Source organism: Qingrenia yutianensis (genome assembly GCF_014385105.1).
Taxonomy (GTDB): Bacteria; Bacillota; Clostridia; order UMGS1810; family UMGS1810; genus Qingrenia; species Qingrenia yutianensis.
In genome coordinates, this window is record NZ_JACRTE010000007.1 from 68,557 (window position 1) to 82,338 (window position 13,782).

11 protein-coding genes are annotated in these 13,782 nt (G+C 44.9%); 7 read left to right on the forward strand and 4 right to left on the reverse strand.

The window, feature by feature from the left end:
- Positions 1–14: 14 nt before the first annotated feature.
- From aspS to H8706_RS07445, 3 genes are all read right to left on the reverse strand, one after another.
- Complete coding sequence (aspS, locus tag H8706_RS07435; RefSeq protein ID WP_178348663.1) at positions 15–1,823, reverse strand: aspartate--tRNA ligase; 1,809 nt, start codon at positions 1,821–1,823, stop codon at positions 15–17.
- 95 nt (positions 1,824–1,918) lie between these two features.
- Positions 1,919–3,178, reverse strand: a complete 1,260-nt coding sequence (gene hisS, locus H8706_RS07440) for a histidine--tRNA ligase (protein WP_262432144.1) — start codon at positions 3,176–3,178, stop codon at positions 1,919–1,921.
- Between the two features lie 104 nt (positions 3,179–3,282).
- A complete protein-coding gene (locus tag H8706_RS07445; RefSeq protein ID WP_262432119.1) occupies positions 3,283–3,516 on the reverse strand; it encodes a YlmC/YmxH family sporulation protein in 234 nt (77 codons plus the stop codon).
- A 102-nt stretch (positions 3,517–3,618) separates the two neighbouring features.
- Here H8706_RS07445 and H8706_RS07450 point away from each other — a divergent pair, with 102 nt between their 5' ends.
- Entirely contained in the window at positions 3,619–3,789 is a 171-nt protein-coding gene (locus H8706_RS07450) for a YtxH domain-containing protein (protein ID WP_262432120.1), read from the forward strand.
- A 311-nt stretch (positions 3,790–4,100) separates the two neighbouring features.
- The gene (locus H8706_RS07455; RefSeq protein WP_262432121.1) at positions 4,101–6,422 is read left to right on the forward strand and encodes a glycoside hydrolase family 31 protein; all 2,322 of its coding nucleotides are present in this window, start codon (positions 4,101–4,103) and stop codon (positions 6,420–6,422) included.
- A gap of 208 nt (positions 6,423–6,630) precedes the next feature.
- On the opposite strand, the gene H8706_RS07460 is transcribed toward H8706_RS07455, so the two are convergent.
- On the reverse strand, positions 6,631–7,812 hold the full coding sequence (locus H8706_RS07460; RefSeq protein ID WP_262432122.1) for an FAD-dependent oxidoreductase: 1,182 nt from the start codon (positions 7,810–7,812) through the stop codon (positions 6,631–6,633).
- Between the two features lie 197 nt (positions 7,813–8,009).
- Between H8706_RS07460 and H8706_RS07465 the strand changes: the two genes are divergently transcribed.
- The 5 genes from H8706_RS07465 to secF all read left to right on the forward strand — a co-directional run bounded on the left by H8706_RS07465 (position 8,010) and on the right by secF (position 13,742).
- Positions 8,010–8,384 (forward strand): GntR family transcriptional regulator, encoded by a 375-nt coding sequence (locus H8706_RS07465; RefSeq protein ID WP_178348668.1) that lies wholly within the window; start codon positions 8,010–8,012, stop codon positions 8,382–8,384.
- A complete protein-coding gene (locus tag H8706_RS07470; protein ID WP_178348669.1) occupies positions 8,381–9,280 on the forward strand; it encodes an ABC transporter ATP-binding protein in 900 nt (299 codons plus the stop codon). Before H8706_RS07465 ends, H8706_RS07470 begins: the two co-directional genes overlap by 4 nt.
- Positions 9,255–11,069 carry a hypothetical protein gene (locus tag H8706_RS07475; RefSeq protein ID WP_262432123.1) on the forward strand — a complete coding sequence of 605 codons (1,815 nt, stop codon included), beginning with the start codon at positions 9,255–9,257 and terminating at the stop codon, positions 11,067–11,069. The genes H8706_RS07470 and H8706_RS07475 overlap by 26 nt, the downstream gene beginning before the upstream one ends.
- 229 nt (positions 11,070–11,298) lie before the next feature.
- Positions 11,299–12,564 carry a protein translocase subunit SecD gene (gene secD / locus H8706_RS07480; RefSeq protein WP_262432124.1) on the forward strand — a complete coding sequence of 422 codons (1,266 nt, stop codon included), beginning with the start codon at positions 11,299–11,301 and terminating at the stop codon, positions 12,562–12,564.
- Positions 12,565–12,578: 14 nt separating this feature from the next.
- A complete protein-coding gene (gene secF / locus H8706_RS07485; RefSeq protein WP_262432125.1) occupies positions 12,579–13,742 on the forward strand; it encodes a protein translocase subunit SecF in 1,164 nt (387 codons plus the stop codon).
- Positions 13,743–13,782 lie beyond the last annotated feature (40 nt).

Here is a 13,782-nt window from a genome sequence, read left to right on the forward strand (position 1 = left end):
CTAATGCCTTTAATTTAGTTTTCTTCTTTTTCGTCCTTTTTAACAAGCTCAATGCCGAGTTCTTCAAGCTGCTTTGCGTCTACAACGTCGGGTGCGTTTGTCATAAGCTCCGACGCATTCTGCACTTTCGGGAACGCGATAACGTCCCTTATGCTTGCGCTCTTTGTGAGGAGCATAACAAACCTGTCAAAGCCGTACGCCATACCGCCGTGCGGAGGCGCGCCGTATTTAAACGCCTCAACGAGAAATCCGAATTTGCTCTCCGCCTCTTCTTTTGTAAGACCGAGAACCTCAAACATTTTCTCCTGCAAATCGCTGTTGTAAATTCTTATGCTTCCGCCGCCAAGCTCTACGCCGTTCAAGATGATGTCATACGCCTTTGCGCGGACATTCTGCGGTTCGGTGTCAAGCTTGTCCAAATCCTCGTCGGCAGGGTGAGTAAACGGGTGGTGCATTGCAACATAGCGTCCCTCCTCCTCGCTGTATTCAAGGAGCGGAAAATCGGTAACCCACAAAAGGTTGAATTTATTTTCGTCTATAAGGTCATAACGTTTTGCAACCTCACAGCGGAGTGCGCCGAGAGTGTCGAAAACAACCTTATTTTTATCCGCAACAAAAAGCAAAACGTCGTTTTCTTCGCAGTTTGCGCGTTCCAGAATTTTGTTCATTTCATCTTCGGAGAAGAATTTTGCGATAGGCGACTGAATACCCTCCGCGGTGTGTTTCACCCACGCAAGACCTTTCGCCTTGTAGGTTTTCGCAAATTCGCCGAGCGCGTCTATATTTTTACGCGAAATTTTATCCGCAAGATTTTTTGCGTTGATTAAGCGAACGCTTCCGCCGTTTGCAACCGCGTCGGAAAACACCTTAAATCCGCAGTCTTTCACAAGGTCGGAAACGTCGGTAAGTTCCATACCGAAACGCGTGTCGGGCTTATCCGAACCGTAGCGCGACATTGCCTCGGAATAAGGCATACGCAAAAACGGGGTTTTAACCTCAACGCCGAGAATTTCTTTAAACACGCGCGCAATGAATTTTTCGTTCACGTTCATAACGTCGTCCTGCTCAACGAACGACATTTCTATGTCAATCTGCGTAAATTCGGGCTGTCTGTCGGCACGAAGGTCCTCGTCCCTGAAACAGCGCGCAATCTGGAAATATCTGTCCATACCCGAAAGCATAAGAAGCTGTTTGTAGAGCTGGGGCGACTGCGGAAGTGCATAGAAACAACCGTTTTTCACACGGCTGGGAACGAGATAATCTCTCGCGCCCTCGGGTGTGCTTTTGTTGAGCATAGGCGTTTCAATTTCCAAAAATCCGTTTTCGTCAAAGAAATCGCGTGCGATTTTCGCAACTTTATGCCTTAAAATAAGCTTTCTCTGCATATCGGGACGGCGGAGGTCGAGGTAGCGGTATTTTAAGCGCAGTTCCTCTTTAACGTCGCTGTTTTCCACAATGTAGAACGGCGGAGTTTTCGCCTTGTTGAGTATGCGCAGTTCGCTCACGTTTATCTCAATTTCGCCGGTGGGCATATTTTTATTTACCGCGCCCTCACCGCGTGCGCACACAACACCGCGCGCCGCAAGCACAAATTCGCTTCTCACCGTTGACGCTTTTTTAACAAGCTCCTCGTTCGCGGTGTCGAAAAAAAGCTGAACAATGCCCGAAATATCGCGCAAATTCACAAAAAGCAGACCGCCGAGGTTTCGCTCGGAATCGACAAATCCCATAACGGTGACCTCTCTGCCAATATCTTTCGCGGAAAGCGTTCCGCATCTGTCGGTTCTTTTTAAGCCGTGCAAATTTTCAAATTTTTCTAACATTTTATAAAAAATCTCCCTTATTCAGCCGAAAGAAAACAATCCGAACTCCGATTTTGAGAGGCGGATTTTCGCTTTCGGCTATGTTTTGTCGTTCGTTAAATTTTAAGCGCGTTTTTAATGCTCTGCGCGTCAAGACTGCACTCTGTCTGGGTGCCGTCCGCCATATTTTTGATGTGCGCCCTGTTTTCGTTCATCTCGTTTTCGCCCACGATAACCGAGTTTTTCGCGCCTATCTTGTTTGCGAATTTCATCTGCGCCTTAACGCTCCTCGAAAGGTGGTCGATTTCGCATTTCACGCCGTTTTCGCGCAGTTTAAACGCAAGCCCCTGCACAAACGTACTCGCTTTGTCGCCCATCGAACCGATAAAAATATCGGGAACGTCCGCATCGGGGAATTTTATGCCCTGTTCCTCCATTGTGAGGATAAGCCTTTCAATTCCGAGCGCAAATCCGCTTGCCGGAGTGGGCGTATGACCGAGCTGTTCAACCAGTCCGTCGTAGCGTCCGCCGCCGCAGATTGTGCTGTTTGAATTTTTGTTGTCCGCTATAATTTCAAACACGGTTTTTGTGTAATAATCAAGTCCGCGCACGATATACGGGTCGATAAAATATTCAATTCCCATATTTTCAAGCGCGCTTTTAACCGCGTCAAAATGCTCTCTGCACTCGCCGCAGATACAGTCCAAAAACATAGGCGCGCCCTTTGAAAGCTCCTTGCACACTTTCGACTTGCAGTCGAGAATACGAAGCGGATTTTTTTCAAATCTGCTTTTGCAGGTGTCACAAAGTTCGTCATACTTCGGACGCAGAAAATCCCTTAATTTTTCGTTATATTCCTTACGGCATTTCGGACAGCCGATACTGTTGATGTTAAGCTTTAAATTCGTAAGCCCGAGCCTTTTATACAAAAGCATCGGAAGGCTCATAAGCTCCGCGTCGACGCTCGGATTTTTACTGCCGATAACCTCCGCGCCGAACTGGTGAAATTCGCGGTATCTGCCGGCCTGGTTTTTCTCGTAGCGGTAGCAGGTGATGTTATAAAAAAGCTTGGACGGCTGAGGAGTGTTGAAAAGTCCGTTTTCAATATAGCTTCTCGATGCCGACGCGGTGCCCTCGGGGCGCAGGGTAATACTTCGTCCGCCCTTGTCCTCAAAGGTATACATTTCCTTTTCCACAACGTCGGTAGTGTCGCCCACACCGCGCTCAAACAGTTCTGTATGTTCAAAAACGGGAGTTCTTATTTCTTTAAAATTGTATTCATCGCAGATTTTTAAAATTTCTCTTTCGATATACTGCCAAATATGCGCTTTTTCGGGCAGAATATCGTTTGTGCCTTTCGGCGCTCTCGTTAGCATTAAATCACTTCCCAAAACGATAATTTCATACATATATTACTCTTTATTGTAAAATATTAAGACTGTGTTTGTCAAGCGTTTTGCAATATTTTTTGAAATTTTTGTCAGAGGCATATTTTTACCAAAATGATGTCACAGCTTATTTTTGTGATGCAGTTCCACGGTATGCATACTTTTTCGCATTTTGAAAAAATTCCGAATTTAGACCTTCCCGGCACGACGATTGCGAGAATCTGCCCCGAACACTCGTCAATTTCGAGGTCGCAAACGTAGCCGAGCCTCTCGCCCGTGACGAGGTTTATCACCTCACGGCATTTGAAATCCGACGCTCTGAACATATAATTTCCCCCTTTTTTTGAGTTTATGACGCGGTGAAAAATTTATGTGTATTTTTTATAAAAACGGCAAACAATAAGACAAAAAGGAAAGGGTGATTTTTGATGATGAAAGGTTTTTCGTGCGGACTCATTGCAGGTGCGCTGATAGGCGCGGCGGCAGGTATGCTTGCCGACCCGATAAAAGACCGCCAGCACGCAAAGATGTCGCGAAAAAAACGCGAGATGTTCAAAGCCGTCGGCAATGTTATCGACAACGTGATGGATATGTTTTAAGGGCGCAGGGGTTGCAAGGGACGTTTCCCTTACAATCCCTCTTTTTTTGTTTTCAAAATTAACCTATCATATCAAAAACAGGTTATCGTAATTTTTCCTTTGCTCCGCAGGCACCGCTTTTACTCTAAAAGTGCCATAAGCGGAGCGAAACAGTAAGATAACAAATTTTATGTTTTTGATATGACACAGCAAACCCAAACTCGGCAAAAAGGTCAAAAATTGTAACAAAAATGTCGTTTTTATGTATTGAAAACTTGCAAAAAATACTATATAATGGAATAAATCAAACCACTCTTACAAGGAGAAAAGCTATGACTAATCCTATTGCGAACAAAAACGCGGTGATACGCGGTGACAAATACCGTTTCACCGTTTTGACCGACCGTCTTTTGCGTCTTGAATACGACGAGGACGGAATTTTTGAAGACCGCGCGACACAATGCGTTGTAAACCGCAATTTCCCCGTCCCCGAATTTTCGGTTAAGGAAAAGGACGGCGTTCTCACCATAGAAACCAACTGTCTGCGCCTTGAATACCGAGGCGGAAAATTCACGCGAAACACGCTTAACATTACATACTGCGGACGTATGGGAAAAATCGTCGGCACGGGCGGTGCGTACTACTTCGGCGACGAAAACATCACGCCGTTTCGCGGAACAATCCGCACGCTCGACGGCGTAAACGGCGCAAAAGAGCTTCCGCCGAGCATTATGTCAAACCGCCGTATGACGCATTTTGACGACAGCGAAAGCCTCGCGCTCACCGACGATTTTGTAAAGGTGCGCAAAAAGGGCATTGTCGATACATACGTTTTCGGATATTCAAACGCGCTGACCGACTGCCTTGACGCGTACTATGAGCTGACGGGCAAAACTCCGCTCTTACCGCGTTTTGCACTCGGTAACTGGTGGAGCAAATATTTCAAATACACCGAAAAAACCTATCTTGACCTTATGAACCGTTTTAAAGAGGAAAATATTCCGATTTCGGTTGCGGTTATAGATATGGACTGGCACAAGGTTGACATCGACCCGAAATACGGTTCGGGCTGGACGGGCTTCAGCTGGAACACCGACTTTTTCCCCGACCCCAAGAGGTTTTTGGACGCTCTGCATGCTCTCAACACAAAAACTTCGCTCAACCTGCATCCTGCCGGCGGAATTTCCGCACACGAGGACTGCTATGAGGAAACCGCAAAAGCTATGGGCGTTGACCCCAAAACCGAGGAAAATATTCCGTTTGACATTGCGGAGAAGAAATTTATCGACGTGTATTTTGACAAGGTTTTGAAACCGCTTGAGGATATGGGCGTCGATTTTTGGTGGATGGACTGGCAGCAGGGCAACACCAGCAAAACCGAGGGGCTCGACCCCCTTTGGATGCTCAATCACTATCATTATAATTACGCGCGCAAAGACGGCAAACGCGGAATTTTGTTCTCGCGTTTTTCGGGTTACGGCTCACAGCGCTATCCCGTCGGATTTTCGGGCGACACACACGTTACGTGGGAAAGCCTTGATTTTCAGCCGTATTTCACAAGCAGTGCGACAAACGTCGGATACGGCTGGTGGAGCCACGACATAGGCGGTCATATGATGGGTGTTCGCGACGACGACCTTATGAACCGCTGGACACAGCTGGGCGTATTTTCGCCGATTATGCGTCTGCACTCGTCAAACAGCGAATTTATCTCGCGCGAACCGTGGAATTTCTCGTACGAAACGCATCAGAGTATGCGCAAATTTATGCGTCTGCGATGCGAGATGATACCGTATCTTTACACAATGAACTACCGCGCAAGTGCACTGAACCGTCCGCTTGTTATGCCGCTTTACTATTTTTATAACAATGCGGAATCGCAGGAAATCAAAAACGAATATTTCTTCGGCACCGAGCTTATCGTAAGCCCGGTTACTCACCCGAAAGACGGCGTTACAAATATGGGAAAAGCGAAGGTTTATCTGCCCGAAGGCGAATGGTTTGACTTTTTTAATAAGTACAGATATTCGGGCAACCGCACATTTACGGCATACAGAAAATACGACGAAATGCCTGTTTTTGCAAAGGCGGGCGCGATTATCCCGATGAGTGCGGCGGAGGTTAACCCCGACAAAAACCCAGACGAGATTATTTTGAACATTTTCCCCGGCGCGGACAACACGTTCACGCTCTACGAAGACGACAACCTTACGGAAAGCTATCTTGACGGAAAATTTGCGAAAACCGAAATTAAACTCGACTGGACGGGCAAAAAAATCACAATCGGCGCGCCGACGGGCGATTTGAGCGTTATTCCCGAAAACAGACGTTACAAAATTGTGCTCAACTGTGTTGACGACTGCAATGTTTCGGTTAACGGCAAATTTGAAAAACGTTACGAAAACGGCGCGGTTATCGTTGAAATCAGCGGTGCGGACGGAGCGGAAATTTCGTTTGACAGCCTTAATATCACCGAAAACGATTATGTTAAAAAGGTGTTTGACATAATTTATCCCGCAACCGCGGAACATAATCTCAAAGCGAGAATTATTAAATCGGTGCGCGAAAAATCCAAAGCCGAGGCATTGTCCGACGTTATCGCAACCGATATGGACGAAAACCTCAAATCAGCAGTTATCGAAGTTTTAATGTAGGAATTTTAATTTGACGGAAACGTTGAATTGATACGAAATTGTTGATTTATTTTAACGGGGCGATGTGGGCATCGCCCCGTATATTTTATCCGAAAACACACAAACCCCCGATACAAAAAACGTATCGGGGTTTAAATTTACTGTAAACATCGGCGAATTTGCTCACCGTCGGGAAAATTAGTCCCGAACATTTAATCAATAAAAAATCCTAATCATCGAGGTGCAATTTCACACCGTTCTGCGTTAATTTTTCCTGCAATTTTGAAACGTCGAGCGACGCAAAATCGTCCGACATTGCCGCGGCACACCCTGCCGCCTCACCGCTCACCGCGCAGACGGGAATAACACGCGACAAATCCCACAGATTATCTTTAACGCCGAAACATCTGCCGGCAACGGCGAGGTTTTTCACTTTGCCGTTATAGAGCGAACGGAACGGAATTTCAAAAACAGGCCCTGCCTTGCGCCAGCTTGAAAACATTCCCACGCTGTCGTCAAACTTTTTGTGGTCGTCCGCAAGGTCGAGGTCATATTCCGCAGCAATTCTGCGCGTCATTCTCACCTGCGGAATTGTCGCGAGCGACGTTAACGCATACGACTTATCTTTCTCCCAATGTTTTACGAAATCCGAATAAATCGAACCGTGCGAAAGGTATGTCATTTCGCAAAGCTCGTCGTTTTCCACCGCCTCAAACGTTTTATCCACAAGTTTTTCGACGGGATTATCCGCTTCGTCCGCCACACCGCGCATTTTAAGGTGAAAACCGCCGTTTTTATCGGTATAATAATACCACGCCGCAAGGATATTTTTATAACTGTATTTTGCACACTCCGCGCCGGCAAGATATGCAACGTCCGCGTCGCCCGTGCAGTCGACAACGCTTTTTACTTCAACCGCACTTCTGCCCGATTTATTTTCAATCACGATATTTTTAATTTTTCCGCCGTCACACACCGCACTGCACGCCGACGTGCCGTACATAATTTCGACGCCCTCTTTTAAAAGAAGTTTTTCTGCCAGAATTGCAAAAAGATACGGATTATACTGCACCTCAAAGCGTCTTTTCGCCTTTTCCTCTTTTGTGCCGTTCTCCAGCCACGGTTTGGGATATTTTGCGTCCGCGCCGTGCTTTATCGACATCAGCAAAAGCTCCTCGGCAATGCCGAAACTCACCTGATTTCCGAGTCCGTCGCAAAGCGGAAGATAAATTGTAACAAGTCCGCAGGTGCCGAGTCCTCCGAGCATAAACTGCTTTTCCAAAAGTATGGTTTTTGCGCCCGAACGAGCCGCCGCAAGCGCTGCGCTTATGCCTGCAATTCCGCCTCCGGCAACCAAAACATCACACTTTTTCGCAATCGGAGTTTTAAGATTTTCGCTGATATATTCCATAACGTCCCCCAAAATTAAAAATACTTATTTTCCACTATTTTAGCACATCTTTCTATGTATTTCAACCCGAAAAGCTTTAATTTTTATGCTTTTTCAAAAAAATTTTAAAAAAACTATTGACAAACAAAAAATTATGCGTTATTATGTAACCACAGCGTACTAATGCACAATAGTACACAATAGTAAGGGGTGATACAATGCTGGGTATAAGCTTAAACAATTCGGCGCCGATTTACGAACAGCTTATTAACAAAATCGAAAATCTGGTGCTGGCAGGACTGCTCGAACCCAACGAGAGCCTTCCGTCGGTGCGCGAGCTTGCAACGAGCCTTGCGGTAAATCCGAACACCGTTCAGAAAGCGTATACATATCTCGAGCAGATAGGCGTGACGTATTCCGTGAGCGGAAAGGGAAGATTTGTGACGGGCGACGTTGAGGTTTTAAGGCAGAGAAAGGTCACCGACGCGTATTTTGAACTGCAAAAAACGGTGGAAAAATTAAAGGATCTCGGCGAGGACGAAAAAAACGTGTCGGAAAAAGTTAACTCTTTTTATAAGGAGGACAAAAAATGATAGCAATAGAAAATCTAACAAAAACGTTTGACGGAAATATTATTCTCGATCATATAACGTCAAACATCAAAAAGGGCAGTATTTACGGACTTATCGGCACAAACGGCGCAGGAAAATCCACGCTTTTGAACCTTATTTCGGGCATATATTTTCCCGACGGCGGAAAGGTTTTCATAGCCGACGAAGATTTATCGGAAAACGTTGCGTTAAAAGACAAAATTTCCTACATAAGCGACGAGCCGTTTTTCTTTAATTCGTACACAATGACCGATATGGCAAAATACTACGAAAAGGCTTATCCGTCGTTTTCAATGGAAAAATTCATTGAGATTTCGTCGTATTTTCCGCTGGACGTAAACAAAAAGCTCAACACATTTTCAAAGGGTATGAAACGTCAGGCGGCGATTGTTACGGCGCTTTCGAGAAATCCCGAAATTCTTTTGTGCGACGAAAGTTTTGACGGACTTGACCCCGTGATAAGACAGCTTGTGAAAAGGATTATTATAAAGGAAGTTACCGAGCGCGGAATGACGGTTATAGTGTCGTCGCACAACCTCGGCGAGCTTGAAAATTTCTGCGATGTTATCGGCATACTCCACGAAAACAAGATTATTATCGAAAAAAATCTTGATGACATAAAAGAAAACATACACAAAATCCAGGTTGCGTTCAAACCTATGATTGACGTGTCGTGCTTAAATGGCATAGACATTGTGAAATCGACGGTGAGAAAAAGCATTATGGAAATCGTGGCACGCGGACGTCTTGACGATGTTTTGAGAAAAATAGAGGAGAAAAATCCTATTCTCATCGACGTTATAGACATCTCGCTTGAAGATATTTTCATTTACGAAATGGAGGTTACAGGCTATGATGCATCAAAAATCCTTATTTAACCCGAAACTCGCGTTTGAGGATATGAAACAAAACAAGCACGTTATAATTTTATACACGGTTGCTTTGCTTTTATGCACGCTTTTCCCTGCGTCGCTTGAATATTCAAACTACTTTAACGATACGGTGAACAACGCATACTCTCTGCGAAGCGCCGCGGAAATTCTCGCGCTTTCAAATCCGTTTGTTATGATGCTCACCTTTGCGGCGGCGTTTATAATTGTTATTTTGCAGTTTAACTATCTGTATAAGCAAAGCTCGGTGATTTTTGTTCACTCAATGCCGTACACGCGCGCAAACATTATTGTGACAAAATACATATCGGGGCTTTTGGCGGCAGTTCTGCCGATTTTGCTGGTTGGAATCATAAATATGTTCGCCGCAAAAACTATGGGTATCGACTATCTTATGTCATACACCGATTACAACAAGGTTATGATATACTGCATACTTTCGACCGCTTTTTGTTACAGCGTTATGGTTATGGCGCAAACCGTTTCATCGGGCATATTTTCACTGCTTATCGCAACATCTTTCGTGTTTTTGCTCTACCCCATAACAAAGGGTGTTCTTGCGGGAATGGTATCAACATATCTTAGAACCTACAATATCGAAACGCTTTTCAGCCGCGAGATTGACTATATCTTCCCGTTCTGGAAAATTGCTTCGGCCGAGGATGCGTCGGAGGCGCTCACTTGGGGATTTTCGGCATACCTTGTCATTTCGTCAATCGTTATGCTCGCAATCTCCGCGCTTGTTTACTCGAAACGCAAAAGTGAAAATTCAAACAAATTCTTTGCGTTCAATACTGTTAACAAGTTTTTAAAATACTATATCACAATCGTTTTATCGCTCGGCGTGGGTGCGCTTACGGGTATGGCGGCATACGGCAGCTTCGGCATTTCGTATGTTATGTATATCGTTTCGGCAATAATCATTTTTGCGGTTTTGCAGGCGATTTTCGACAAAAACATCAAAAATATGTTTGCAAACAAATTAAGCCTCGGTGCGGTTCTTCTTGTTATCACCGCAGTTGTGTGTATGTTTAAATTTGATGTTTTTAAACTTAACGACCGCATCCCCGACGCAGCCGACACAAAAAGCATCGGAATTACGCTTCCGCTGCGCTACGAAAACTATGTTTCGGCGGACGGCAGCTACAATTTTACCGACAAGAAAACTATTGAAAAAGCAATTCTGCTTATGAAAAATTCCGAGCCGGCATATGACCGCGGCTGGACGACCGACGACAATTCATATTCCGTTACGTTCATAACCGACAAATACAAAAAACTCGGCATTTCGCGCCGTGCGCTTGTGAAAAAAACCGATTTGGAAGAATTTTCGAAGGCAGTTTTCGAAACCGCCGAGTTTAAAAAACAACTCACGCCCGACGAAAGTCAGGTAGAGGCAATTTACTGGACATATGTTAATTACGGCGACAACGAGAGCTTTAACGTTCAGACAAAGGCGCAGATAGAAAAATTGCTTAAAACATATTCGGCAGAGGTGAATAACATAAGTGCGGACGAATTTGTACACGGCAAGGTTTTGGGTTCGATAGAATATGAAATTCCGATTCAGAAAAATGATAATTTTGCGCGTCCCACCCGTTCGTTTTCTTACCGCCGCGCTCCCGTTTTTGAAAGCTGCACCGAAACACTTAAGCTGATGGAGCAATACCGCGCGGAATTTGAGGAGTCGGTAAAAAACGCGGACAACGGCGATGAAAAGTCCGAAGATAACGCGGATAATGCAGAAAATGCGGAAACAACCATAGCACAGGAATAGATAAATCTCCCCCGTTTTGAAATTCTTTTTGAAAACCTTCCTTCTTATTAAGGGAGGTTTTTGTTTTGGTTCGGGGCAACTCGGACATCGTCCCGTCACGCACATAAAAAATAATCACCAAAACAAACGTCAAAAATATAAAAAATCCCACAAAAAACAAAATTTTTGTTGACTACAGCCCAAAATGGTTATATAATAATCCTATGTATGCTAACAAGGAGGAAAAACTATGAAATCAAAAAGCATAGTAAAGTTCGCTATCGTTATTTTGATAATCGCAACGCTCGGCTACATTGCGGCGTACGGTCTTACAATCGGCGACTATCACATAGCAAGCGTAACAGATGAAGAAAACGGTATTAAAAAAGGTATGGATTTGGCAGGCGGCGCAACAATTTTGTTTGAAGCCGATACCGATAATGTGGCTGACGGCGATATGGCGGCAGTCGTTGAGGTTTTGAGAACCCGTCTTGACTCGGCAGGTCAGTTTGAAGCGACCGTTGCTCAGCAGGGCAAAAAAAGAGTCAGAGTTGAAATACCGGCAGTTATGGACACACAGGAAGCTATCGACCTTTTGGGTACAACCGCAAAACTCGAGTTCCGCGACAAGGACGGAAACGTTGTTTTGAAAGGCGAGCAGGTTAAAAAGGCTCAGTCGGTTTACGATACACTCGATTCGTCGGGCAAAAAAGGCTATCAGGTAAGACTTGAGCTTACAAGCGAGGGCAGAAAAGCTTTTGCCGAGGCTACCGAAAGAGTTGCCGGCTACAGCTCGGACAACACAAACTATATCGCAATTTATCTTGACGATACAGTTGTTTCAAGCCCCAGAGTTCAGGAGAAAATCGACAGCGAAACCTGTGTAATCAACGGCGATTTCACCGCTGAGGACTCCAAAACTCTCGCAAGCCAAATTCAGTCGGGTAAACTTCCGTTCTCGATTAAGGTTGTTGAAAGCAGAACAATCGGCGCATCGCTCGGCGAGGACGCTTTGGCACGCAGTGTAAAAGCAGGCGCAATCGGCTTTGTTTTGGTTGTTTTGTATATGATTATAATGTACAGACTTTGCGGATTTATCTCGGGCATTTCGCTCGCGGGCTACATCACGCTTGTTCTTATGATTTTAAGCTGGCTCAAAATCAACCTCACACTCCCCGGTATCGCAGGTATTATCCTCACAATCGGTACTGCGGTGGACGCGAACGTTATTATTTTCGAGCGTGTTAAAGAGGAGCTCCGTCTCGGAAAAACACTGCGCGCCTCGGTTGACGCAGGCTTTAAAAGAGCGTTTACGGCTATTTTGGACGCAAACGTTACAACTCTTATCGCGGCTGTTGTTTTGTACTTCTTCGGTACGGGCAGCATAAAAGGCTTTGCGGTTACACTCTTTATCGGTACACCGGTAAGTATGTTCACCGCTATCGTTGTAACCAGATTTTTGCTGCAGCAGCTTATCGGCTTTAACATTAAAAATTCAAAACTTTACAGTGCGTGAGAGGAGGAGCAAATATGTTTAATATTGTAGAAAAGAAAAAAATATTTATGTCTGGTTCCGCACTCGTAATTGTTGCCGGTCTTATTGCATTCTTTGCAATGGGCTTTAATGCCGACGTTGATTTTACAGGCGGATACACAATGAGCGTCAAGGTTGTTACCGAGGGCGACGCTGACCTTACGGCGGACGCTGCGGATACAAAAGACGACACATCTAAAGACGAAAACAAAACGGACGCTGATGCTGACACAAAAGCGGATGACACGAACAAAGACGCTAATACAGATGCAAACAAAGATACGTCTGCCGACACTGACAAAACAGCGGATACAACCGCAAAAGCAGACGGCACAACGACTGACACAGCTAAATCGGCTGACACAACCGATGATGCAGAAGACAACGGTCTTATTAAAACACAGCTTGTAAAAAGCGAAAAAACCGCTCCTTTGAAAACCTATGAATTTTCCGAGGATGACGTAAGAAAAACCGTTGACGCGGTTGCAAAAGTTAAAGCTTCGAGCGTTGTAAAAAGCGAGGACGGATTTGTTATAAAAACAAACGAGCTTGACGCAAAACAGGCGTCGGACGTTAAACAGGCGCTCGCTGACAAATACGGCGTAATCAAAGTTATTTCGGAGGACAAAGTAAGCGCGACGGTCGGCAGTGAGCTTCTCGGAAGTTCGCTCCAGGCACTCTTAATCGCGGCAGTTTTAATGCTCATCTACATTTCATTCAGATTTGAGCTTTTGTCGGGACTTTCGGCAGTGCTTGCGCTTGTTCACGACGTACTTATTATGCTTTCGATGTATGCAATTTTCAGACTTCCCGTAAACACTTCATTTATCGCGGCAATGCTCACAATTATCGGTTACTCAATCAACGCGACAATCGTTATTTTTGACAGAATTAGGGAAAACACGAAATATCTTAAGAAAGAAACTTTCTCAAATATCGTAAACACAAGTATCTGGCAGTCGATGGGCAGATCCATCAACACCACCGTTACAACCCTTTTAACAATCGTTATGGTTTACATTTTGGGTGTAACCTCGGTTAGAGAATTTGCTCTCCCGATTATCATCGGTCTTTTGTGCGGTACTTATTCGTCAATCTTCCTCGCAGGCTCGTTCTGGTGCTTGTTCAGAGGCAAAAAGGCTGACGCAAAAGTTAAATAAAATAACCGAACACGATTTTCAAAACGGCAGAATTTTAACA

What these genes read in the sequence shown, in the direction of transcription:
- aspS (WP_178348663.1), bottom strand. Translation starts at nt 1,823, where the DNA reads ATGTTAGAAAAATTTGAAAATTTGCACGGCTTAAAAAGAACCGACAGA.
- hisS (WP_262432144.1), bottom strand. Translation starts at nt 3,178, where the DNA reads ATGCTAACGAGAGCGCCGAAAGGCACAAACGATATTCTGCCCGAAAAA.
- H8706_RS07445 (WP_262432119.1), bottom strand. Translation starts at nt 3,516, where the DNA reads ATGTTCAGAGCGTCGGATTTCAAATGCCGTGAGGTGATAAACCTCGTC.
- H8706_RS07450 (WP_262432120.1), top strand. Translation starts at nt 3,619, where the DNA reads ATGATGAAAGGTTTTTCGTGCGGACTCATTGCAGGTGCGCTGATAGGC.
- H8706_RS07455 (WP_262432121.1), top strand. Translation starts at nt 4,101, where the DNA reads ATGACTAATCCTATTGCGAACAAAAACGCGGTGATACGCGGTGACAAA.
- H8706_RS07460 (WP_262432122.1), bottom strand. Translation starts at nt 7,812, where the DNA reads ATGGAATATATCAGCGAAAATCTTAAAACTCCGATTGCGAAAAAGTGT.
- H8706_RS07465 (WP_178348668.1), top strand. Translation starts at nt 8,010, where the DNA reads ATGCTGGGTATAAGCTTAAACAATTCGGCGCCGATTTACGAACAGCTT.
- H8706_RS07470 (WP_178348669.1), top strand. Translation starts at nt 8,381, where the DNA reads ATGATAGCAATAGAAAATCTAACAAAAACGTTTGACGGAAATATTATT.
- H8706_RS07475 (WP_262432123.1), top strand. Translation starts at nt 9,255, where the DNA reads ATGATGCATCAAAAATCCTTATTTAACCCGAAACTCGCGTTTGAGGAT.
- secD (WP_262432124.1), top strand. Translation starts at nt 11,299, where the DNA reads ATGAAATCAAAAAGCATAGTAAAGTTCGCTATCGTTATTTTGATAATC.
- secF (WP_262432125.1), top strand. Translation starts at nt 12,579, where the DNA reads ATGTTTAATATTGTAGAAAAGAAAAAAATATTTATGTCTGGTTCCGCA.